The following is a 22,372-nucleotide window of genomic DNA, read 5'->3' as shown; positions in this document are numbered from 1 at the left end:
TGGGAAGTCCTCGAGCGCTGGTGGGTTTTACGACCACCAGCGCTCGAGGACTTTTGCGACCCCGTGCTGTGAATTGGTCTCGGTAACCTCGTCTGCTGCGGCTTTTGCCTCAGGGTGAGCGTTACCCATCGCGACGCCGAGATTCGCCATCGCGAGCATCGGAATGTCGTTGGGCATGTCGCCGAACGCCACCAGTCCGGACAGGTCGAACCCGAACTGATTCGCCGCAGCCACAAGACCCGACGCCTTTGTGATGCCGGGAGCCGAAAGTTCGATCAGCCCGTTCTCCGTGGAGTACGTCATGTCTGCCAGCGACCCGACGTGCGGGGCAAGAGCGTCGTACATTGCGGTGCTTGTCATTCCTGGACGACGGATCAGCAGTTTTACAGCCGGTACCGCCAGTACATCGTCCTCGGACATTTCCGTGTTGTCGGGATTGAGCCACGCATGTTCGTAGTCCGGGGAGCTGACAAATTGTGGGGTGGCCGCGTCGTGGGCGCTCTCCCCCACTCGTTCGGCTGCCAGGCCGGCAGCGGGAAGCACGCTGAGCGCCAGTCCGGAGAGTTCGATCAGCGCCTCCACCGACAAGGTCGCGGCGCTGAGCACGCGGTCGGCATAACTGTCGTAGACAACAGCGCCGTTGGCGCAGACGGCCAAAGGTGCGTAACCCAGGCTCTCGACGACTGGTGAAATCCAGCGCGGCGGACGGCCCGTTGCCAGCAGGAACGGTGTTCCTGATTCCACGACGGCATGAATCACCTCGCGGGTGCGAGCGCTGACCAACTCGTCCTCGTTGATCAAGGTGCCGTCGACATCTGTCGCGACAAGTGTTGGACGGGCTGGGTTGGTCGGACGCTCTGGGCTCACCCCGCCATTGTGCCTGTCAGGTACGACGGTCTCCCTCGGTGTCCGACATTATTGATACATCGAGAGGTGGGGCATATGAGCGACAGGAACTCTTCGCGCAAACGATCGGTGGTGGAAGCTGCTGCCTATCAGGCGACCAAACATGCGCGGGTGATCACGGATGCGGACCTCATAGCCGTTGTTGAGGGGTTGTCCGTCGAATCGGAACCCTCGACGAGAGTCGATTTTGCGTTCCCCGACCCTGATCTCACGAAGGGTCTGTTCGACTGATCGACCCCGGATACGGCTCCGATTCTCGATTGGAGTCACATTCGCCGCGGCCGTGCGGTTGCCTGCCGGTATCGGTCGATCGGTGCGGCGCTTACGACGTCGGTGCGGGCGACGAAAGCGACTGTTGGGGGATTCGCCGTCGCGTTCGGTCAATGCGACCATGACGACCGAATCGGTGGGCACGAATCCGAGCAATGTCGGGATCGCTGCCAGTACGTCGGTCGCGGTGGTCAAACGGATGTGCTGCATGGGGTTCCCCTTGCTGTGAAAGTGGCTGGGCCTCGTGCCCCGCCAATTTTTTTTCGCCTTCTGGCAAAGGAGAATCGCGTCGGCATGAGGGGGCCGGAGTGCAACTTCTGGGCCGGGAAAAGTTCTCTGGGAGCGCAGCGAGTGTCTTTGAGAAAATTTGTCGGAGCCATCGGCCGGCGCAGCCGCCAGGGGTTGCGCGCAGGTCACCGCCGACGAGAATCGGAAGGCCAGAAGTGAAACAAATCAAGGCTTTTCAGAGCGGAGCGCAGCGGAGCTCATTTCGGGGACACCGGAGGTGGCCGGCCGCCGGGCAGGCGTCAACCGTCCGCGTGGGAAGAGTGCAGGTGCGCACTCCCGCTGATCGCCACGCCGGTGCCGCCGCGGCGTTCCTCGCGAAAGTGGCTCGGGTCAACAGTGCCGGTCCCGCACGACCAGTGCACGCTTGATCGTGAAGTCGTGCGGTCGTCCAGGTTCGGGTCGGATCATGTCACCGAGTATTCGGCGGCATTCTGCGCAGATTTCCACGTCCTCGGCGCCGAGATTTCCGCTTCTGTGAAGGCGGATCTAGTGAGCATTTGCAGAGTCACGTTCAGACGCCTTTCGGCTAGACATTTTTGACGCGACACCGGGCGGACTCCTACCGCCCGGTGTCGCGTTTTGTTTCGTGCGGCGTGGGTTCAATCGGTTGCGCATTTCTGCGCGATGGTGGGACTGTTTTCGGTCGTCTCTCACTGGGCCTCGTTGCAGCACACCCATGCCTCGGCGGCAGCCACGAGTTCACTTCAGGGCACATCGAAGTCGGGCGAGTTTCCGGTGTTGGTTGTGCGGCGCTTCCGGTCTATTTTCGACTGCGGTCGAGCCTGTTTCACGATGGTCGTTCGACGGTTTTCTGGTGTCAAAGATTGCGACTTTCGAATGCATATTCAGGCGATCATTTAACGGTGTTTTCGGCGGACGATTCAGCGGCCTTTTAGCTGGCTATTCAGACTTATTTGTCGCCACACTTTCACGCGAGATAAATGGCGGTCATTCTTTTCAATTAACAGTTGAAAGCATGGATATTTTTTGGACCAAGCGAAGGACGCCCTGCCACAAGGATGGGACATCCCTGCTGGTAGATAGGCATGGAAGCCGACCATCAAGTCGGGATTCATATCGGTGGACAATCGTCTCAGGGCGGGGTACAAATGGAATCGATCCGAATTCCCTCTCTCGCCGAGCGGGGGTGCTCTATCACAAATCTGGATTGGGGAGATCATGCGAGGAATGTATTTTGCAGGAGAGAAAATTATACAATCTGCCGATAGCGGTAGCGCGGGCGCGTGGTTCTTTTTCGCATTGATGAGCGCTTTTCTGGTCGCGACATCGGTGGTGCTCGTGAAATTTTCTTTTCAGGCGCTGATGACGGGGTCAGCGTCTGGGCAGGCCCAGGTCGTCGGTGTGGTGGCGGCGCTCGGCGCCGCTGTCGGGGCCTGGATCGCGGGGGGTCGTGCGCTCGATGCGGCGGACGTGGCGATTCCGCTGGTATCGGGTGTAGCAGAGCTGATTTTTTGGGGTCTGATCATCGCCGCTGTAGCGGTCGGTGCCGCCGGATCTCGGATCCTCGGTCGCGTGTAGGGGGTCGAGGAGCAAATCCGCCCAATCCGGCGCTAATGAGCTACCGCACATAGTGGCCCGTTATCTGCGATAACGCCGGAGACGACCAGTCACGAAGGACCTTCCAATCGAGTCGACTCGGGAGACTATCTGCGGTAGCGCAGGGTGCGGCGCTCGGCGAAGACCCGTTGGGACGCTTCCGAGTCCGCTGAGCGGTACGCGGGCGATCGACGCTGCCGGGCTGGATCGCCCGGTCGCTCAAGGCCACGCACTCGCTGCCTCTTAGCGCCGGATTCGGCGGATCTGCTCCTCGACCCCCGCGATTCAGGGAATGGTGTTTCGAATTCTTCTCCGTTCGATAGGACATCTCCGACAGAGAAGCTCTATCAGCTGAGCTGCACGTTTTCGAGATACTTTGAATGACCAGCGACAATAGCGGAGACGTCGTGGTCGTGGATTCGGTGGTAGTCGGTGCGGAAACCAACGAATCCGACCGCCGTTTGTCCGGCTTGGGCGGTCTTATAGGCGTACTTGAGCACACCATCGTTCGATGAGTGGTAGTTGTGCACGGCACCGGTGACTGCTTTGTTGAGAAGTCGCCAGTCACCACCCGACCCGACTGCAGCGCCTAGCAAATGGACCGTGTCGATCTTCGGTCCGCTCCTCGACGTCGCAAGGGTCTCGGCTGCTGTGGCTGCAACGCGGGCACCAAGGCTATGCCCGACAAGCACGTAGCGTTTTGCATCGGTTCTCGCCAATAGTCCTGCCAGAGCCACACCCGTCCGGTCTGCCTTGACTTTTGCAGTATGCCAAGGATTTTTGGCAGCGGCTGCTATCACCAGCGCGGGTGCCAACGGTCCCAGCTTCTTCGCGCCCGCCTTTCCCGCCTTTGCAGCCAGCCCCTTGACTCCGAGCGCGGCTGCAGGTTGTCCACCCAGCGCCTTGGCCATTGCCGCTAAGTCTCCGAGATCATTGCTCCCCCAGTGAACTCGATAGATCGGCGAATCCGGGTAGCGTCGTGCGACAAGATCCTTCCAGTCCTTGCGTGTGTCCGCTCCCTCGCTGAACAGTCCATTCGCGACGATCACGGCTGTGCCGGACCCCGGCTTGATCAGTTCGATATAGAACGACTTGTCAGCACCGATGTAAGCAGTTGTCACGGAACTGCCCAATGCGCCGCCGAGGGCTCCACCGACAGCTGCGACGACTGCTGTCCCGCCAGCCATGCCCAGCCCACCCGCAGCGATCGAGCCACCACCAAGCAAAGCCAACCCGTAACTGCTCGCCGCGGCCCCCGTGTAGCCACCCCCTGCGATGCTCAGACTGCCGATTGCACCGCCAATCGCCGGAGCAGCAAAAAATGCGCCGGTCGCAAGGGCACCTGCGGAGAGAACGGAAATCGCTGCTACACGTGAGCCTAGTGCGAGGTTGCGACGTTCGAAATCGAGGAATTCGTGGTAATCCTCCAGCGCCCCGAAGCTTGCCGACGCCTTTTCGAACCCTGGGATCTCATGCCTGTGCTCGGCGCAGTACCGCGGCACCAGCACTGCTGCGAAACCTCGCGTGGCCATGTTCGCGCACCCGGGACCTGCGCAACCCAGTGTCGGCGATCCGCACGATTCGCATAGGTACGCCGGCACCGTGCCGAATCCTTGCGTCAAGCGGCGGTGGTCGCTTCGGGTGAAACATGCTGAGCACCAGGAATTCTTCGACGCGGTACCTAACTTGTCGACCAGTTCGGCGATGCCAGCCGCAGTCTTACGGTGCGCACTCGCCTGCTCACGATGACTTTTCCGCTCGGCGCCCTCCTGTAGCGTGCGGTCTAAATGATCGTGCTTGGCGAATGCCCATGCGTTGTGGACTAAGGCAGGGTTGGTGCCCAGCGCGTCGTCACCGAGAACTCGAGGCTCTAGATCGCCGAGCGCACCGTTGCAGCGCATCGTCAGCCCTTCCGGGCTGCGAACCTCGCATTCGAACTCTGTGTTGCCGAGTGAACGAAATACGACTTCAGCGGAACTTGCCACTACTTGCCTTCCTAATTTTCTTCGACCAGCTTGAAAGCGGCTTTCATCGAATGTGTTCAACGCGATCCGGCAGCGTTGCTCGCCGAGCATGCTGCCACGGTGGACACCGTCCGACTACTACCGCACATAGTTTCCCGAGTCGCCCCACCTGAAAGGCGCATCGAGCCAGGACGGTTCAGATGTTGCCGCACATAGCATGACACTATGTGCGGTAACTCCTTAGCGCCGGATTGGGCGGATTTGCTCCTCGACCCCCTCTTAGCGGCGCGCAACGTGCCAAATAGTTCTGTGAAAAACATGCCAAATAATTCCGAGAGTCAATTCGTTCGCCTGTGATATGCCGATGCTAATTGATGGGCCGAAAACGGCTACTTTCGGGGTTTCGGGCCATTTAGTTTCGGTCATGAGTTTCGGTCGACGATTCCCTGGGTTCCGGCGTTGGTCGCAAAATCAGTCGATTCGTCGACCAGATACGAACGTTTGCGACCGACCCACTCGATTTGTGGGCCGTATACGAACGTTTGCGGTCGCACGTAGAGCGCCACGCCGCGCTAACAAGAAATTCAAACAGTCGTGTAAGTTCCGCAACAACGACGCATACTTTCCTTGTGAAGACCCGTCTCCTTCAATCACCGCGCAGCCTTCCGAAGTTTTCCCTTCAAATAACGAAAGATGGGGGCTAGCCCCAGCCTCAGCTCCCTCGCTTCGCCCGTTCTGCCACATCCATTGCCGCAGCTTCCTCCGGAGTGGGCGCTCCTCCACCGAGCCGGCGCGGTACCCAGTACCCACCCGGTTCATGAGCAAACCCATCCTGAACGTGACGCAAGATGGCGTCCATCTCGATCCGCAGGATTTCAGTAAGTGCGTCCGCCGGTTCTACCGGATCAATTGGCGCACCAACCTCTACGGAGATGGGAAAGTGATTGCGGCCCAGGTTCTTCGGGCCACCTTTTGTTACCAACCGCTGCGCGCCCCAGACGATCACGGGAATGATCGGCACATTCGCTTCGATTGCCATCCGCGCTGCACCGGACTTGAATTCCTTGATCTCGAAGCTCCGGCTGATTGTCGCCTCCGGATACACGCCCACCAATTCGCCACGACGCAACGCGTCGACGCCGACCTGGAAGGCTTCGGCGCCCGCCGAGCGATCCACTTCGATGACGCCACAGCCGCGCATGAGGAACGCGAGAACCTTGTTGTTCGCTAATTCGGTTTTGGCCATCACCCGAAGCTTCCGCTTCGACTCGCGCACGGCAAGGGCCGCATGGATGAAGTCCAGGTAGCTCGTGTGGTTGATCGCAATAACGGCTCCGCCGGTACGCGGAACATTCTCGGTGCCGGTTCGGGTGACCGCCAGACCCTGCAGACGGCAGAGAACACGCGCGGTGGTCTCGACTGCCGTGTACACGGGTTCGGCGGTCACGGGCTCAGCCTTCCGACTTGCGGGCCTCGCGTGCTTTTGCCTTGGCCTCAGCTTCTTCGGCATCCATCTTGTCTGCCTGTTCGAGGGTGGGCGCACTTCCACCCAATCGTGCGGGTACCCAGTACTCACCTGCGGGGTGCTGGTAACCCTTCTGAGCTTCGAGCAGCAGTTCCTGCATCGTCGTGCGCAGTTTGGCAGTCAGCTCACTGGCCGGTTCGAAAGGCTGGATGGGCTCGCCGACGGCAATGGAGATCGGAGTATTGGTGCGGCCCAACCGCTTCGGGTAGCCCTTGGTCCACACTCGCTGTGCACCCCAGATCGCGACGGGGACGATGGGAACACCGGCCTCGATGGCCATGCGGGCAGCACCGGACTTGAATTCCTTGATCTCGAAGCTCCGACTGATCGTGGCTTCCGGATATACGCCGACCAGTTCACCGCGCTTGAGGAAATCGACGGCCGCCTTGTAGGAATCAGCGCCGGCACCACGATCGACGGGGATGTGCTTGAGGGCTCGCATGATGGGCCCGGAAATCTTGTTGTCGAAAACTTCCTTCTTGGCCATGAACCGGATGTACCGCTTCGGGGTGCGCGCCGGCAGACCCGCGTAGGTGAAGTCCATGTATCCGGTGTGGTTGATCGCGATCACCGCACCACCGGTAGCGGGGATATTCCGATCGCCCTGAACCGAGAACTTCAGGCCTTCGAACGCGAAGACGGTACGGGCGATGCCGATGACTGTTCTGTATACGGGGTCCACAGGTTCCCAGCCTAGCGGTGAACCCGTGATCTGACCCACCGCGTGGGCGCGTGTTTCCCATGGTGACGTCGGGTTATCCGCGATGCCCAGGGGTTGCCTGATCGAACCCGCCGCGCGGAGGGCCTACCCTGGTACCGTCGCTCAGCACATTTTCAGGAGGCATACCAGTGCAGGTCACCAGCGTCGGTCACGCCGGATTCCACATTCAGACGACCGCAGGCTCGATCCTGTGCGATCCGTGGGTCAACCCCGCGTATTTTGCGTCGTGGTTCCCGTTCCCGGATAACTCGGAGTTGGATTGGGACGCCATCGGTAATTGCGATTACCTGTACGTCTCGCACCTTCACAAGGATCATTTCGATCCCGAGAACCTGAGCAAGCACGTCAACAAGGACGCCACGGTCCTGCTGCCGGACTACCCGGTCCCGGACCTCAAGCGTGAGCTCGAGAAGCTCGGTTTCCACAAGTTCTTCGAAACCGAGGACTCCGTCAAGCACACCGTCTCAGGCCCCAAGGGTGACCTGGAGATCATGATCATTGCCTTGCGCGCTCCGGCTGACGGCCCGATCGGCGACTCCGGCATCGTGATTTCCGACGGCGAAACCACCTGCTTCAACATGAACGACGCGCGTCCCGTCGACATGGACGTCCTGGGCGAGCAGTTCGGCAAGATTGACATCCACCTTCTGCAGTACTCGGGCGCCATCTGGTACCCGATGGTGTACGACATCCCCAAGGGCACCAAGCGCAACTTCGGCAAGCAGAAGCGTCAGCGCGGCATGGATCGCTGCCGTAGCTACATCGAGCAGGTCGACGCCACCTGGGTCGTCCCGTCGGCCGGCCCGCCGGTTTTCCTCGACGACGCTCTGCGTGACCTCAACGACGACCACGACGACGAGGGCAACATCTTCCCCGATCAGATCGTGTTCCTCGAGCAGATGCGCATCCACGGAAATAATGGTGGCCTGCTGATGATTCCCGGCTCCGTCGTGGATATTCACGGCAGTGAAGCTGTTCTGTCCCATCCAATTCCGGATGCCGAGGTCGACAAGATCTTCTCGAACAAAGCCGAGTACATCGAGAACATGGCCCAGAAGATGGCTCCCGTCCTCGCTGCCGAAAAGGCATCGTGGGCACCGGCCGAGGGTGAACCGCTCCTCGAAGCAATCAAGGCGAAGTTCGAGCCCATCATGGCCCAGTCGAACGTCATCTGCGACGGCATCGGCTACCCCGTCGGACTTGTCATGGGCGACGAGACCGTAGTCCTCGACTTCCCGAAGCGACTCGTCCGCGAGCCCATCGACGGTGAAGGCAAGTACCGCTACGGATTCCGCATCGCACCCGAGTTGGTTCGCACCGTCCTGCGCGACGACGAACCCGACTGGGTCAACACCATCTTCCTCTCCACCCGCTTCCAGGCGTGGCGAGTGGGCGGGTACAACGAGTTCCTCTACACATTCTTCAAGTGCCTCACCGACGAGCGTATCGCCTACGCCGACGGCTGGTTCTCCGAAGCCCACGACGACACCGCGTCAATCGAGCTGGGCGGTTACGAGATTCAGCGTCGTTGCCCGCACCTGAAGGCCGACCTCACCAAATTCGGCGTGGTGGAAGGCAACAAGCTCACATGCAACCTGCACGGCTGGCAGTGGGACCTCGAAACCGGCGCCTGCAAGACGTCCAAGGGACACGAGTTGCGCACCCGCAAGCTCTAACCGCTACATAGCCGAAAGTGGGGCTGCAGGTCGTCAGACCTGCAGCCCCACTTCATGTCATGGGTGAAGAACGATCACTTCCGCTCTACGAGCCGAAGATGTTACCCAGCGAACCCGATCCACCGGTTTCCGTCTCCGCTTCGGTGACGTTGATCGTCGATCCGGCAGATTCCGACGCCTTCATCCCGGGACCACCGCTGAACACCGCAGTGATCGAATGATTACCCGTAGTGGCGAAGGTGTGATCAAGAACAGCAACACCGTTGACCACGTCCACCGCTGCGCCCAGCGGCACATTGCCCTCGAAGAACTGCACTGTACCGACGCTGCCCAGCGGAGACACATTGGCCTTCAACTGAACACTCTTACCCACAACACCTGATGCCGGAACATTCAGCGTTGTCGTCGTGTCCACATCAGTCGGCGCTTCAACGGTCACATTGACCGTCTCCGCGTTCGACGTCGAGCCGGCCAACGTACCGGAACCGCTGTACACCGCAGTCACCGTAACCGTGCCGACGGCGTTGAACGTGTGTGCCAGCGTCGCAGAACCGTTGACTACAGGAACCGAACCAACACCGACACCGTCAACCTTGAATGTGACCGTGCCGCCTGACGGAGCCGGATCACCTGAAGGCTGACCGGCAACTGCAGCGGAAAGATCCAGTTCTACACCGACCTTCGCTTCACCGGCAACACTGAGCACGGTTGTCGAAGTCGTGTCGACAACCACTGCATCAGACACCGTCACCGTCGACGGACCCGCACTCGACGCCACAAAACCAGCGCCTGAGAAGTCCGCGGTCACCGACTGCACACCAGCCGCAACAAACGTGTACGACACAGTCGCAACACCATTCGACACCACAGCAGAACCCACCTCGACACCACCAACCTTGAACGACACCGAACCCACAGCGCTTGCCGGGGCAACTGTCGCAGTCAAATCAACAGCATCACCCGTCGTCGCTGAAGCCGGAACACCCAGCACCAGAGACGTTTCCACGTCAACCGGAACCGGAACAGAGACCGTCACCGACGACGGACCCGCACTCGACGCCACAAAACCCACGCCCGAGAAATCAGCCGTCACCGACTGAACACCCGCAGCAGCAAACGTGTGCGACAGCGTCGCAACACCATTCGACACAACAGCAGAACCAACCTCGACACCGCCAACCTTGAACGACACCGAACCCACCGCAGAAGCCGGAGCAACCGTCGCCGTCAAATCAACAGCAACACCCGTCGTCGCAACAGACGGAACCGACAAACCCAGCGTCGTATCCACATCAACCGGAACCGGATCAGAGACCGTCACCGACGACGGACCCGCACTCGACGCCACAAAACCAGCACCCGAGAAATCAGCCGTCACCGACTGAACACCCGCAGCAGCAAACGTGTGCGACAGCGTCGCAACACCATTCGACACAACAGCAGAACCAACCTCGACACCGCCAACCTTGAACGACACCGAACCCACCGCAGAAACCGGAGCAACCGTCGCCGTCAAATCAACAGCAACACCCGTCGTCGCAACAGACGGAACCGACAAACCCAGCGTCGTATCCACATCAACCGGAACCGGATCAGACACCGTCACCGACGACGGACCCGCACTCGACGCCACAAAACCAGCACCCGAGAAATCAGCCGTCACCGACTGCACACCCGCAGCAGCAAACGTGTGCGACAGCGTCGCAACACCATTCGACACAACAGCAGAACCAACCTCGACACCGCCAACCTTGAACGACACCGAACCCACCGCAGAAACCGGAGCAACCGTCGCCGTCAAATCAACAGCAACACCCGTCGTCGCAACAGACGGAACCGACAAACCCAGCGTCGTATCCACATCAACCGGAACCGGATCAGACACCGTCACCGACGACGGACCCGCACTCGACGCCACAAAACCAGCACCCGAGAAATCAGCCGTCACCGACTGCACACCCGCAGCAGCAAACGTGTGCGACAGCGTCGCAACACCATTCGACACCACAGCAGAACCAACCTCGACACCGCCAACCTTGAACGACACCGAACCCACAGCAGAAACCGGAGCAACGGTAGCGGTCAGATCAACCGCGTCACCCGTCGTCGCCGCAGCCGGAACACCCAGCACCAGAGACGTTTCCACATCCACCGGAACCGGATCAGAGACCGTCACCGTCGACGGACCCGCACTCGACGCCACAAAACCAGCACCCGAGAAATCAGCCGTCACCGACTGCACACCCGCAGCAGCAAACGTGTGCGACAGCGTCGCAACACCATTCGACACCACAGCAGTACCAACCTCGACACCGCCAACCTTGAACGACACCGAACCCACAGCGGAAGCCGGAGCAACCGTCGCCGTCAAATCAACAGCAACACCCGCCGTCGCAACAGACGGAACCGACAAACCCAGCGTCGTATCAACATCAGGCGGAGCCAAGACGGTCACAGTGACCGGAGCTGAGATCGGACCGACACCAACAGCATTCGCCGCAACGGCAGTCACGGTCAGGGTGCCGACCTCGCTGGTGACGATGTCACAGCTGAAAGCACCGGCAGCACCAGCAGTGACCTTGCACGTCTTCTCACCAGCTATGACAGTGACCTCCGAATTGGCCTCAGCAGTCCCGGAAACCGTCACAGTGCCGCCGACAACAACAGATGTCGGGTTCACGGTGACTGCGGTCGGCGCCGCAGGGGCGGTCGGCGCAGCTGCCACAGTCCCGGTCTGCGCGGCCGAGGTCGATACTGCGTTGGTGGCGTCGCTGAGGTACTTCGCGGTGATCGAGTACGGCTGGCCCGCGTCCGCGCCGGACGGGGTCCACGCGTAGGTAGCGGTGCCGTTGGCGATCGTGCCGGTACCGAGGAGGTTGCCGTTGTTCAAGAAGTCGACGTTGCCGGTGGCACCTGTTGTGACGGTGGCCGTCAGAGTCGACGCCTGATCAGCCTGCGGCGTAGGCGCTACCGCGAGGGTGGTCTGCGTCGCAGCCTTTGCAACGGTGATCGACGGACCCGTATTGGCGGTTTCAGAGCCCGTACCCTGGTTCGCGCTGATGCCGGCGCCCGTTATCAGGGCTACGTCGCGGGCACAGTTCTGGCCGACGGTGTACTTGACCGTGTAATCGATGTTCCGATCGACGGCGCTTCGGATCCACGATCCCGTCATGCTCACAGATGTGGCGGTCGTATTCGTGCCGACGCCCTTACCGGCGACTTTTGACGAATCCACGACGTAGGTGAGGCAGTCCGGGTGAATGTCCTTGAAGGCACTGATGGTCGGAGCGATACCACCGTTCCACCGGATGTTGTTCGTGACGGTGATTGTTTCGCCGGGGACGGGCGTACCGTTGCTGATCGTTCGGTTGAATGTCCAACTGCCTGACGCCGTCGATGTGCTCACGGGCGCAGCGGACGCCGTCATGACGCCGAACGTCGTGGCGAAGCCCACCGCCATCGCTGCGGTGCTGACGCCGGCTAACAACCGACGTAACTTCTTGTCTTTCATGTGCTTCGAGCCCTCTCTCTGCGATGCACTGACTGGACGAAACAACCGCCGCAGCCAGTGCCACAGCAGCAGTTGAGCTAAATCCAAATCTGCTTTGCGCAGCAGAAGGGAAGCCCACCCAGCGAGCCGACATTTTGGTTAAGAACTGTTGATCAAAAGTTGAATCACAGAGTAGCCAGAAAACTGCTACCTGTATCAGTTTTGGTAAGACGGACGTCCAATAAGGAACAAAATGTTGCTGACCAACGTCTTGGATGAGCTAAGAAGGCCGAAATAGACAAGAGCGGAGCTGCAGATCATCAGACCTTCAGCCCCGCTCTGCGAGAAACGACTACCCCCAAGCCGAACACACCTGGTCGGGCAGAAAAAGCAGCCGAGGCCGCGACAAAATCGTCACGGCCTCGGCTTTTCAGCTAGGAAGAAGTCAGCGCAACACATCCGTGCCGACAAACGGAACCAGTGCTGCCGGGACGCGAACGGTGCCGTCGGCCTGCTGGTGGTTTTCGAGGATCGACACGATCCAGCGCGTCGTAGCCAGGGTGCCGTTGAGGGTGGCAGCTGTCTGCGGCTTGCCGTTCTCGTCGCGGTACCGAACACTCAACCGTCGCGCCTGGAAGGTCGTGCAGTTGGAGGTCGAGGTCAGTTCGCGGTACGCCTGCTGCGTCGGAACCCATGCCTCGCAGTCGAACTTACGGGCAGCGGAAGAACCGAGGTCTCCGCCGGCAACGTCGATGACGCGGTAAGGAATCTCCATGGCGTCCAACATGTCCCGCTCCCAACGCAGGAGACGCTGATGCTCGGCGTCGGCGTCCTCCGGTCGGCAGTACGTGAACATTTCGACCTTGTCGAACTGGTGGACGCGGATGATGCCGCGGGTGTCCTTGCCGTAGCTGCCCGCTTCACGGCGGAAGCACGAGGACCAACCGGCGTAGCGCTTCGGGCCTTCGTTCAGCTCGAGAATTTCACCCGAGTGGTAACCGGCCATCGGAACCTCGGAGGTGCCGACGAGGTAGAGGTCGTCTTCCTCGAGGTGGTAGATCTCGTCGGAGTGAGCGCCGAGGAAGCCGGTACCGGCCATGATCTCGGGGCGCACGAGCACCGGCGGAATCATCATCGTGAAGCCGTTGGAGATAGCCTTCTGCGCCGCGAGCTGCAGCAGTCCGAGCTGGAGCATCGCGCCGTACCCGGTCATGAAGTAGAAACGCGAACCCGAGACCTTCGCGCCGCGCTCCATGTCGATGAGGTTGAGCGATTCACCGAGCTCGAGGTGATCCTTCGGCTCGAAGTCGAACGAAGGAATGTCGCCGACAGTCTCGAGGACGATGTAGTCGTCTTCGCCGCCGGCGGGAGCGCCCTCCTGCACGACGTTGGAGATCGCGCGATGGGCAGCGTCGAGCGCGGCCTGAGCCTCGTGCTGCGCGGCTTCGGCTTCCTTGACCTTGGCCGCAAGTTCCTTGGACCCCGCGAGCAGTGCGGGACGCTCCTCCGGAGATGCCTGTCCGACCTTCTTGCCGAACGCCTTCTGCTCGGCGCGGAGGTTGTCTCCGGTCAGCACAGCGGCGCGTCGGGACGCGTCGGCTTCGAGCAGAGCGTCGACCAGTCCGGGATCTTCTCCACGGGTGCGCTGCGACTCGCGGACGATTTCGGGATTCTCGCGGAGGAACTTGAGGTCAATCACGACTAGGAACTTTACCCACTCACCCCAGGTCGCCAACGGTCACGTCCGCGGCCGCTCTGTGCGACGCTCAGGATTCGAGCAGGGAAAGATAGTCCTCGCGTCCGAACATCCGGGCGGCGTCGATAGCGCTCGGATGCCCGCCGCGCGGGTCGGCTCCCCCGCTCACCAGTGCTTTTACGACGGCGTCCTCACCCTTGAAGACGGCACCGGCAAGGGGTGTCTGGTTCTTGTCGTTGGCCCGATTGACATCTGCGCCGCGCTCGATCAGAGCAACGACGGCATCAACGTGGCCGTGATATGCGGCCAACATCACCAGCGTGTCGCCGCTGCTGTTGGTCAGATCCACCGGAATCCCGGCGTCGATGTACGACGCCAGAGACGCCGCGTCGCCGGTCCGCGCCATGTCGAAGAGGCGCCCGGCAAGTTCGACGGCTTCGGGTTCGAGCCCGGATTCTTCGGTCATAGTCCATAAAATACCTGCTTCGGACGTAAACGTTTTGCCGTGAAGGTTCGGTACGGCATGGAAAACAGGCATGATGGGATCGATGCCTGAAGACAAGATCGAGAAGCCGTCCGATCCGGCGGGCCCGACGGGCGCGTCGGAGAAGAAAACCGTCTCAGCGCACCGCACCAGACGCGTTCTGGCTGCTGTTGCGGTGGGCGCGGTTGTTGCCGCCATTGCGACAATCGCGATTTCCGGCGGCCTGAACAGTGGAGACAAGCCAGCTGCCACTGTCGGCGGAATCGGCTCTCAGGCCACCAACAAGTCCGCCGAGGAAAACGCCTTCACGTCTGCCGGCGCGGGCGATTGCCTGAACTGGACGCCTGCGACGGCATCCGGTGGTGATCGCACCGACATGTCCATCGTCTCGTGCGACACCGAGCACCGCTTCGAAGTTGCCGGCCCGCTCGACTTGTCGGTGTTCCCGGGCGCGGAGTTCGGCCCCGGATCGCGATACCCGGGCGCGCTGCGGTTCGCAGAACTGCGCGACGAGCACTGCACTCCGATCGTGAACTCGTACCTCGGCTCGCGGTTCGACCCGAAGGGCAAGTTCAGCGTCGGACTGATGTTCCCGAGTGAATCGTCCTGGACGTCTGGCGACCGTTCGCTGCGCTGTGGTCTGCAGTTCTCGACCACAACCGGTGAACTTCTGCCATTCATCGGCAGGGTTGCCGATCAGGATCAGTCGAATGTCTGGGACGTCGGAACCTGCATCGGCATCAACCAGAATCTCCCGACCGACCCCGTGGATTGCGCGAACCCCCACGCGTACGAGGTCATCTCGGTGATCGACCTGGGCACCCAGTTTCCCGCAGGCATGCCGTCGGTCGAGGATCAGGACGCCTATCTCGAAGGGGTCTGCACGCAGGCTGCCAACGAATACCTCGGTTCTGCCGACGCCTTGCGCGACAAGACACTGACCCTGTTCTGGGACAACATCGCCCTCGAGAGCTGGCTGGCCGGCAGCCGACGCGTCAACTGCTCCGTCGGCACGGAAGTCGCCACCGGCGGGTTCGCGGCCATCACCGGCAGCGCCAAAGGTGAAATCCTGATCAACGGCGCGGCTCCGGTCCCGCCGCCCTCAGCACCGGAAGGTCGGTCAGTGCCGACACCGTTGCCCGGCGCGTCCCCGCCGTCGTAAGCCATGACGGTAACCATGAACGACGACCGGTTCGAAGACCTGGTCGGCGAGGCACTCGATCTCATTCCGCCGGAATTGGCAAAGGCCATCGACAACGTTGTTGTCCTGGTCGAACCTCGTGACCCCGAGGAACCGGGACTTCTCGGGCTGTACCAGGGCATTGCCCTCACCGAGCGCGATTCTCAGTACGGCGGATACCTGCCGGACACGGTGACCATCTACCGCGACGCGATCCTCGACATCTGCGAGTCCGAAGAAGAGGTCGTGCACGAGGTTGCGGTCACGGTCATCCACGAGATCGCCCACTACTTCGGAATCGAAGAGGACCGCTTGCACGAACTCGGGTGGGGTTGAGAAAACCAGTCCGATTTCGAGGGAACCGACAGCTCCCGGCGCGCATCAAAGTAGGTGCGGGGAGTTTGACGTTCGGCGTCTGTAGGGCGACGGATGATGATCCTCGCCCATCATTCGCACTGGTCACCTAGGAGTTCGGCACATGCACGTCGATCCTCACGCACTGATTACCGCTGCCCTCGAACTCGAAGCCGGGGCCGCACGGCTGCGCGGAGTCGTCGCGTCCACAAGACCCGCCCGGCAAGTCCTGCCGTCCGGCTCCGACGAAGTGTCCACCAGCGCCGCGAACAGTTTCAATGCGACGTCCGAAAGCTTGGCATCGTCAGCCGACCGCGCTGTTGCCGAACTCGAAGACGCAGCCGCCGCACTGCGCCGCTACGCCGCCGCCTATGAATTCGAGGACAACCGGACGCAGGTAGATCTGGCTTCGGCTCCACTCTGATTCTCGTCCGCAGACACGTCACTACTTCGCACATATCCACTTCTGGGGGGAAGAACAATGGTCGGCATCACCGGCGTCATCTGGTATCCACGCGGCGCAGCGCCCAATTCGGCTGCGTTGATCGCCGGCGCGGGCCCGGTGCCACTCAGCGTCGCGGGCGGAGCCTGGACGGCAGTATCCGCCGGACTCGGAGACACTGCGTCGACGGTCAGCCGAGTGATGGCAAATCTACGAATCGGCTGGACGGGCGACGCTGCCGATGCCGCTCTCGCCAAGTTCAAACCGTTCGAGGAGTGGGCGGCGCGGTCTTCCATGCTCGCCCAGAAGACCGGCGGCAAAGCGCAGGTTCAGTCGGCGACGTACACCGTCGCGGCTATCGCCATGCCGTCGTTACCGGAAATCGCTGCCGTCGAAACAGCCAAGCTGGCCGCGTACACGCTCGGCGGTGCCCTCACCGGATCAGCTGCGGTGGCCGAACTGGCTGCAGAGCAGCTCAAGCTCCGGGCAGCGGCGGCCATGGAAACCTACGATTCCGCTACGGCTCCCCTCGCCGTGCGGGACGAGTTCGAGACGCCGCCGTCCATCACCATGTCCGATGTTGCCGGCCAAGGCCCCCAGCAGAATGTCAGCGTCGCCGAGCAGACCGTCAACGCATTTGTCGAGCCGGTCCGCACTGCTGCGGCGGCAATCACGTCGGTGCTCTCCAACCCTGCCGTCACTGCGGCCGCTTCCCAGCTCGGCGCCGTATTGGGCGGAGCCAACGCCGCCACCACTGCAGCAACAGCAGCCGCGACAACGGCTACCGCGGCGGCTGGTGCCGTGTCGGCGGCGGTCGGCCTGGGCGGCGGGTTGGGCGGCGGGTTAGCCGGCGGACTGGGAGCGGGCGCAACATCACTCCTGAGTTCACCGTTGACCGCCCTGACCGGCGGCAACAGCACTGGGCGGCATGCGGCAGCCACCACCGCAGCGTCTGCCACAACACCCGTCGGCGCACATTCGACCAGCGCAGGGCTTTCGGTCAGTTCTGCCGACCAGATCACGCCCCGCGCGGCATCCGGGACAGTAGTCAATGCTGTCGGCACCGAAAGTGTGCGCTCCGACGCGGTTCGCACCGACGCCGTCCGCGCTACGCCGAGTTCCGGAACGGGCCCCGTCGCCAGTGGTCGACATGCCGCGGCGGATGACGACGACACCGAATTCCATGAAACCCCCGACTACCTCAAGCACTTCGAGCATTTTGCCGATGGGCGTACCGTCATCACCTCGGTGATCGGTGCCCCCGATGTGGAATCGCGCCTGTGAGCACCCTTGATCTCGGAATAGCTACCGACACCGACGTTTTCCCCTCCGTCGATCTTACGTCGGCGGAGATCGAGTATGCCCGCGAGCGCCTCGGCCTCGACGTGCTCCCGGTGGTACTCGGCGGCACAGCACTCTGGGATTCGGTAACCGAATACGATGCAACAATGCGCAGTGCAGCAACATCTTTGGCTGCGCGAGATCTTCTCCTGGGCGGCGAGATCCATCACGGCGTTGCTGCGACACTGCGCACCCTGACGCGCCCCGCATGGGAACTTGCGCTGCGCAGCCACAACCAGGGAACACTGACCCGAGTGTGCGTTGCCGCCGATGAATCACTGTGCGTGGAAGCATCTTTCAACGAAGAAACCAAAATCTACACACTTCACAAAGTCGTAAATCCGGCAGATGCGGTGGTGCGCGCACTCGGCCCGTCGGAACCCATGCCGATTGCCGTGATCAACGCACCCACCGACATGCTGAGCGCCGCACTGAACGCCGGACCCGACGCAGACACCGTCGCCGACGCTCTGACCCAAGCCGGGGTACCACCCGTCGAGGCCGGCCAGCTCGGCAGTGCGATTGTCACCTGCACGTCCTTCACGGAAATTGTTGCCGTCCCGCGGGGCGTCGGCATCGAGAAGCTCCCCGCCGGAGTGGTGTCGGTCTTCAACACCGCGCATGGCCGCATTGTCGCGTCGTCAAGCACGTCGGCCGACGGTACACAGTGGAGCTCGATCAGTTCCGGAACACCCCAACGGCTCCGACAGGCGGTGAATTCGCTGGTAGAACTGCTGTCCGAATCGCCTGGTGCCGTCTCCCGGTAACCTAGGGCGATCCCCTAGACGCCCGGAGCCTTCACCCAGCATGCCTTTGACCACCCCCGCCACCACCGTCGAGTCACCGCACAAACCGAGAACACGGCAGTACCGCGAAGACCTCAACGGGCTTCGGGGACTCGCTATCGCCTTGGTGGTGGTCTTCCATGTGTGGTTCGGCAAGGTGTCCGGCGGGGTCGACGTCTTCTTGGTTCTGTCCGGCTACTTCTTTGTCGGTTCGCTGGTTCGCCGCGCCGAGGCCGGTGGCTCGCTCAATCCCCTGCCGGCGTTCAAACGGGTATTCGTCAGACTGTTCCCGCCGATTGCGGCGGTGACGCTCCTGACCGCGGCGGCGGCCTTGGTGCTGTTGCCTCGCACCCGATGGGCCGGCCTCGCCGACGAGCTGACTGCTGTTCTCGGTTTCTTCCAGAATTGGCAGCTTGCACTTACGTCGAGCGATTATCTGGCGGCCGACGGTTCGGTGTCTCCACTCCAACATCTGTGGTCGATGGCTGTGCAGGGTCAGTTCTATCTCGTGGCCATCGCCGTCGTGCTGGTGGTCGCGTCGTGCGTATCACGCACTCGCCCAGAGCTTCTGCGGCCAACACTGACGCTGGTGTTCGGCGCGTTTGCTGTTGCGTCGTTTACCTACGCCGCAGTGATGTCGGGCCACGATCAAGCCTGGAACTACTACGATTCCGCAGCCCGGTTGTGGGAGCCGTCTGTGGGCGCACTCGCGGCGTTGATGCTGACACGCTGGAATATCACGCGGGTCGGGGCCTGGCCGCTTGCGCTCAGAACAGCTCTCGGCATCGCTGGACTGGCGTCGATTCTGCTGTGTGGGTTCTTCCTCGACGGCGCCGAGCAATTCCCGGGACCGTGGACCCTGGTCCCCACTCTCGCGGCCATCGCACTGATAGTCAGCGGCGCGGGAAACAAGACTTGGACCGCACAGGTTCTCGCGCACCCCGTTCTCTCGCAGCTTGGCTCCTTCGCCTTTGCGCTGTACCTGGTCCACTGGCCGATCCTGGTGTTCGCTCTCGTTGTCACCGGGCGCCCGGAAGCCGGATTTGTGGGCGGGACGTTGATCATCGCCGTATCGCTCGCGGTGGCCTACGGCTTGCGGATGGCGGTCGAGGTACCGATCGAGCGCGATGCTCCGGCACGGAGGCCGATCCTGCTGGCCTCCGTCGTCGGTGCGGCGGTCATCGTCACCGGAATGTTCGGTTGGCAGGCCTACGTGGGAAGTCAGAGCACGGGTCAGCGCGCAGCCGATACTCTCGACATCCCAACGCACCCGGGCGCCTTGACGTTGACCGACGGCGTCTCGGTCCCGGAAGCGTCGATGGTTCCGTCCATTTTCGACGCACCACTGGATCTTCCGATAACCACGCTCGACGGCTGTATCTCGGATTTCCAGCAGATCGACATCGTGACCTGCACGTACGGCGACGTGAACGCAGACCGCACGATCGCCCTGGCCGGGGGATCCCATTCCGAGCACTGGATCACCGCACTCGACGAACTGGGCCGCAGCAATGGATTTCGGGTCGACACGTATCTGAAGATGGGTTGTCCGCTGGTCGCGGGAGAGAGCCCCGCCGTCAGCGACGTACCGGATTGCGCGCCGTGGTCGAGCGCGGTCATCGACCGACTTGCCGCCACCACACCCGATTTCGTGTTCACGACCGCCAGCCGGCCCAGCCCGGACGGTCCCGGCGACGTGACGCCCGAATCCTACGTCGAGGTGTGGCACGAGCTGGAGCAGAGCGGCGTTCAGGTTCTCGCGATCCGCGATACTCCATGGCTGCACCACGACGGCGTTCCGTATCGCGCCATCGACTGCCTGGCAACCGCTACCTCAGCGGATCATTGCGCCTTGCCGCGGGCAGACATGCTCAGCGACATCAACCCGGCGTGGGAGGCAATTGCGGAACTCTCCAACGTAGCGCTACTGGATCTGAGCGATGGTGTCTGCGGCCCCGACCTGTGCCGCGTGACGGAGGGAAATGTGTTGGTGTACCACGATTCCCACCACCTCACGGCAAGCTACGTCCGAACCTTGACGCCGGAACTCGGCCGTCAGTTGGGATCAGCGACAACTTGGTGGTGAGCTGGAGCGTCAGCCCATCACGTCGTCGGCGCCCGGAATGAGCCGGTGCTCGAACGGTGGGTTCACCGTTCCCCAGCGCAAGCACTCCCAACCGCCGTCGGCTCGCGGCAGGAGTTCGACGCTTTCGGTGTTCGCGAGGTGATTGTTCGCCGCGAACAGTCCCGGGATGCCCGCGAGCTGAGCTGCGACCAGCCTGATGGCGGCGCCGTGGCTCACGACAACGATATCGCCGGCGCGCGACGACCCTTCGAGGAACTCGTCACGCAGTGAGTTGACCACGGGGATATACCGTTCCAAGACGTCGTAACCGGTTTCGCCACCGGGTATACGCATACCGAGGTTGCCGGTGTGCCAGTGATGGAAGGTTTCGACAAACAGACGGTGCGCGTCTTCGTCGGTGCGATCTTCCAGGTCACCTGCCTGCACTTCATGCAAACCGTCTCGCACGTCCAGTGAGACCCCGGCGGCCTGTTCGACGAATCCCGCTGTCTGCCTTGCTCGCAACGCCAAGGACGACACCAAGGCGAGTGGCGGCGCGGCGGCCAGACCCTTGCCCAGAACTTCGGCCTGCGCCAGCCCTTCCGGGGTGAGTTTGGCTCCGGGCAACGCTGTGTCGAGCCGCTTGGCTACGTTGGCTTCGGTCTGGCCGTGCCGAACGAGAATGAGCCTGCCGGTCATCGTTCTCCCTCTCCGCGCTTGAGGTCTTCGATCCACGCGATCGCTGTTTCATCCGAAGGAGGCTGTGGCCCTGTTGAATTCGCGGTCGCCCACGATCCCAGGAAGCGAACTCCGGATTTTCGGTACAACGCGCGCATCGCTTCGGCCACCAGGGAGTCCTCGACATGTCCGACACAGTCGACGAAGAATCGGTAAGTTCCGAGCTCCGTGCGCATCGGACGCGATTCGATTCGCGTCAAATCAATTCCACGAGCGGCGAATTCGGAGAGAGCCTGGACCAGCGATCCGGGAGCGTTGTCGAGGTGGAGCACCAAGGCAGTGCGGTCTGCGCCGGTTCTGGCCGGTACCGGCGCAGGTTTGGTGACCAGCACGAAGCGCGTCACAGCGCCGCCGACGTCGGCGACATTGTCTGCAAGGCTTGACAATCCGAGCATCTGGCCGGCCAAGGCCGTGGACACACCGGCGTCGACGGTTCCCGCCTGCACGTCCAGCGCGGCACCGGCATTGGACGAGGAGATCACAACTTCCGCGTTCGGGAGATTGGCCGCGATCCATCCCCGTACCTGGGCGCTCGCGTGCGGGTAGGCACCGATGGTGCGCACCTGATCCGCACTGATGCCGTCGCGAACGAGGATGGAAAAGCTCACCTCGATCTCGGTCTCGGCCACGATCTGCAGCGGCGAACCCAAGGCGAGCGAGTCCAGCGTCGGCGCGACACCGCCTTCCACCGAGTTCTCGAACGGCACCACGGCGCCGTCGACAACGCCGTCACGAACCAGGTCGAGCGTCGAGGGTGGGCTACCGGCAGGCACCCGTTCGACCAGCTCGTCGAATGCGCCCTCTGCCTCGAACTGGGCGAGCGCTATCTCCGTGAAGGTTCCCGACGGACCGAAATACGCGATTTTTGGCACGCCTCAAAGGTTACGCAA

The 22,372-nt window shown here is 61.9% G+C and carries 18 protein-coding genes and 1 pseudogene; 9 read left to right on the top strand and 10 right to left on the bottom strand.

Annotated features, from left to right (window positions below):
* Positions 1-27: 27 nt before the first annotated feature.
* On the bottom strand, positions 28-867 hold the full coding sequence (locus CJ178_RS21710) for an HAD family hydrolase (protein ID WP_095887641.1): 840 nt from the start codon (positions 865-867) through the stop codon (positions 28-30).
* A 75-nt stretch (positions 868-942) separates the two neighbouring features.
* On the opposite strand from CJ178_RS21710, the gene CJ178_RS21705 reads away from it, so the two are divergent.
* Complete coding sequence (locus tag CJ178_RS21705) at positions 943-1,137, top strand: hypothetical protein (RefSeq protein ID WP_095887640.1); 195 nt, start codon at positions 943-945, stop codon at positions 1,135-1,137.
* Positions 1,138-1,311: 174 nt separating this feature from the next.
* Here the strand turns inward: CJ178_RS21705 and CJ178_RS32515 are convergent.
* Positions 1,312-1,386 (bottom strand): annotated as a pseudogene (locus tag CJ178_RS32515) (hypothetical protein); the annotation flags it as partial.
* A gap of 1,266 nt (positions 1,387-2,652) precedes the next feature.
* Here CJ178_RS32515 and CJ178_RS21690 point away from each other — a divergent pair.
* The gene (locus tag CJ178_RS21690; protein WP_143547532.1) at positions 2,653-3,003 is read left to right on the top strand and encodes a hypothetical protein; all 351 of its coding nucleotides are present in this window, start codon (positions 2,653-2,655) and stop codon (positions 3,001-3,003) included.
* A gap of 365 nt (positions 3,004-3,368) precedes the next feature.
* Here CJ178_RS21690 and CJ178_RS21685 read toward each other — a convergent pair whose 3' ends face one another.
* From CJ178_RS21685 to CJ178_RS21675, 3 genes are all read right to left on the bottom strand, one after another.
* Positions 3,369-5,006, bottom strand: coding sequence for a DUF726 domain-containing protein (locus CJ178_RS21685; protein ID WP_095887636.1), 1,638 nt, complete (start codon positions 5,004-5,006; stop codon positions 3,369-3,371).
* A gap of 691 nt (positions 5,007-5,697) precedes the next feature.
* Positions 5,698-6,432, bottom strand: a complete 735-nt coding sequence (locus CJ178_RS21680) for a lysophospholipid acyltransferase family protein (protein WP_095887635.1) — start codon at positions 6,430-6,432, stop codon at positions 5,698-5,700.
* 4 nt (positions 6,433-6,436) lie between these two features.
* Positions 6,437-7,192, bottom strand: coding sequence for a lysophospholipid acyltransferase family protein (locus CJ178_RS21675; protein WP_095888090.1), 756 nt, complete (start codon positions 7,190-7,192; stop codon positions 6,437-6,439).
* A gap of 167 nt (positions 7,193-7,359) precedes the next feature.
* Here CJ178_RS21675 and CJ178_RS21670 point away from each other — a divergent pair, with 167 nt between their 5' ends.
* A complete protein-coding gene (locus CJ178_RS21670; protein ID WP_095887634.1) occupies positions 7,360-8,907 on the top strand; it encodes an MBL fold metallo-hydrolase in 1,548 nt (515 codons plus the stop codon).
* A gap of 85 nt (positions 8,908-8,992) precedes the next feature.
* On the opposite strand, the gene CJ178_RS21665 is transcribed toward CJ178_RS21670, so the two are convergent.
* From CJ178_RS21665 to CJ178_RS21655, 3 genes are all read right to left on the bottom strand, one after another.
* Positions 8,993-12,418: a beta strand repeat-containing protein gene (locus tag CJ178_RS21665; protein ID WP_095887633.1), complete on the bottom strand. Its 3,426-nt coding sequence runs from the start codon at positions 12,416-12,418 to the stop codon at positions 8,993-8,995.
* Between the two features lie 424 nt (positions 12,419-12,842).
* The gene (gene serS, locus CJ178_RS21660; RefSeq protein ID WP_033235171.1) at positions 12,843-14,096 is read right to left on the bottom strand and encodes a serine--tRNA ligase; all 1,254 of its coding nucleotides are present in this window, start codon (positions 14,094-14,096) and stop codon (positions 12,843-12,845) included.
* A gap of 67 nt (positions 14,097-14,163) precedes the next feature.
* Positions 14,164-14,559 (bottom strand): ankyrin repeat domain-containing protein, encoded by a 396-nt coding sequence (locus CJ178_RS21655; RefSeq protein ID WP_092805552.1) that lies wholly within the window; start codon positions 14,557-14,559, stop codon positions 14,164-14,166.
* 82 nt (positions 14,560-14,641) lie between these two features.
* Here CJ178_RS21655 and CJ178_RS21650 point away from each other — a divergent pair, with 82 nt between their 5' ends.
* The 6 genes from CJ178_RS21650 (at position 14,642) to CJ178_RS21625 (ending at position 20,765) form a co-directional block, all read left to right on the top strand.
* Complete coding sequence (locus CJ178_RS21650) at positions 14,642-15,739, top strand: septum formation family protein (protein ID WP_245005888.1); 1,098 nt, start codon at positions 14,642-14,644, stop codon at positions 15,737-15,739.
* A 3-nt stretch (positions 15,740-15,742) separates the two neighbouring features.
* Positions 15,743-16,093 (top strand): metallopeptidase family protein, encoded by a 351-nt coding sequence (locus CJ178_RS21645; RefSeq protein ID WP_033235174.1) that lies wholly within the window; start codon positions 15,743-15,745, stop codon positions 16,091-16,093.
* Positions 16,094-16,235: 142 nt separating this feature from the next.
* Positions 16,236-16,535 (top strand): PE domain-containing protein, encoded by a 300-nt coding sequence (locus CJ178_RS21640; RefSeq protein WP_095887631.1) that lies wholly within the window; start codon positions 16,236-16,238, stop codon positions 16,533-16,535.
* A 57-nt stretch (positions 16,536-16,592) separates the two neighbouring features.
* Complete coding sequence (locus CJ178_RS21635; protein WP_095887630.1) at positions 16,593-17,837, top strand: PPE family protein; 1,245 nt, start codon at positions 16,593-16,595, stop codon at positions 17,835-17,837.
* Entirely contained in the window at positions 17,834-18,661 is an 828-nt protein-coding gene (locus tag CJ178_RS21630; RefSeq protein ID WP_095887629.1) for an ESX secretion-associated protein EspG, read from the top strand. Before CJ178_RS21635 ends, CJ178_RS21630 begins: the two co-directional genes overlap by 4 nt.
* Positions 18,662-18,701: 40 nt before the next feature.
* The gene (locus CJ178_RS21625) at positions 18,702-20,765 is read left to right on the top strand and encodes an acyltransferase family protein (protein ID WP_095887628.1); all 2,064 of its coding nucleotides are present in this window, start codon (positions 18,702-18,704) and stop codon (positions 20,763-20,765) included.
* 9 nt (positions 20,766-20,774) lie between these two features.
* Here CJ178_RS21625 and CJ178_RS21620 read toward each other — a convergent pair whose 3' ends face one another.
* Both CJ178_RS21620 and pheA read right to left on the bottom strand, forming a co-directional pair.
* Positions 20,775-21,443, bottom strand: a complete 669-nt coding sequence (locus CJ178_RS21620) for a histidine phosphatase family protein (RefSeq protein ID WP_045066285.1) — start codon at positions 21,441-21,443, stop codon at positions 20,775-20,777.
* Positions 21,440-22,354 carry a prephenate dehydratase gene (pheA, locus tag CJ178_RS21615; RefSeq protein WP_033235179.1) on the bottom strand — a complete coding sequence of 305 codons (915 nt, stop codon included), beginning with the start codon at positions 22,352-22,354 and terminating at the stop codon, positions 21,440-21,442. The genes CJ178_RS21620 and pheA overlap by 4 nt, the downstream gene beginning before the upstream one ends.
* Between the last annotated feature and the right edge of the window lie 18 nt (positions 22,355-22,372).

This window comes from Rhodococcus sp. ACPA4 (assembly GCF_002300185.1).
GTDB lineage: Bacteria > Actinomycetota > Actinomycetes > Mycobacteriales > Mycobacteriaceae > Rhodococcus_F > Rhodococcus_F globerula.
Note: the sequence above shows the minus strand (reverse complement) of the source record. Positions and strands in the feature narration are given on the sequence as shown.

Coding starts and splice junctions, on each gene's coding strand:
- CJ178_RS21635 (WP_095887630.1), top strand. CDS start 16,593: ATGGTCGGCATCACCGGCGTCATCTGGTATCCACGCGGCGCAGCGCCC.
- CJ178_RS21705 (WP_095887640.1), top strand. CDS start 943: ATGAGCGACAGGAACTCTTCGCGCAAACGATCGGTGGTGGAAGCTGCT.
- CJ178_RS21645 (WP_033235174.1), top strand. CDS start 15,743: ATGACGGTAACCATGAACGACGACCGGTTCGAAGACCTGGTCGGCGAG.
- CJ178_RS21625 (WP_095887628.1), top strand. CDS start 18,702: ATGCCTTTGACCACCCCCGCCACCACCGTCGAGTCACCGCACAAACCG.
- CJ178_RS21665 (WP_095887633.1), bottom strand. CDS start 12,418: ATGAAAGACAAGAAGTTACGTCGGTTGTTAGCCGGCGTCAGCACCGCA.
- CJ178_RS21650 (WP_245005888.1), top strand. CDS start 14,642: ATGCCTGAAGACAAGATCGAGAAGCCGTCCGATCCGGCGGGCCCGACG.
- CJ178_RS21620 (WP_045066285.1), bottom strand. CDS start 21,443: ATGACCGGCAGGCTCATTCTCGTTCGGCACGGCCAGACCGAAGCCAAC.
- CJ178_RS21690 (WP_143547532.1), top strand. CDS start 2,653: ATGTATTTTGCAGGAGAGAAAATTATACAATCTGCCGATAGCGGTAGC.
- CJ178_RS21655 (WP_092805552.1), bottom strand. CDS start 14,559: ATGACCGAAGAATCCGGGCTCGAACCCGAAGCCGTCGAACTTGCCGGG.
- CJ178_RS21640 (WP_095887631.1), top strand. CDS start 16,236: ATGCACGTCGATCCTCACGCACTGATTACCGCTGCCCTCGAACTCGAA.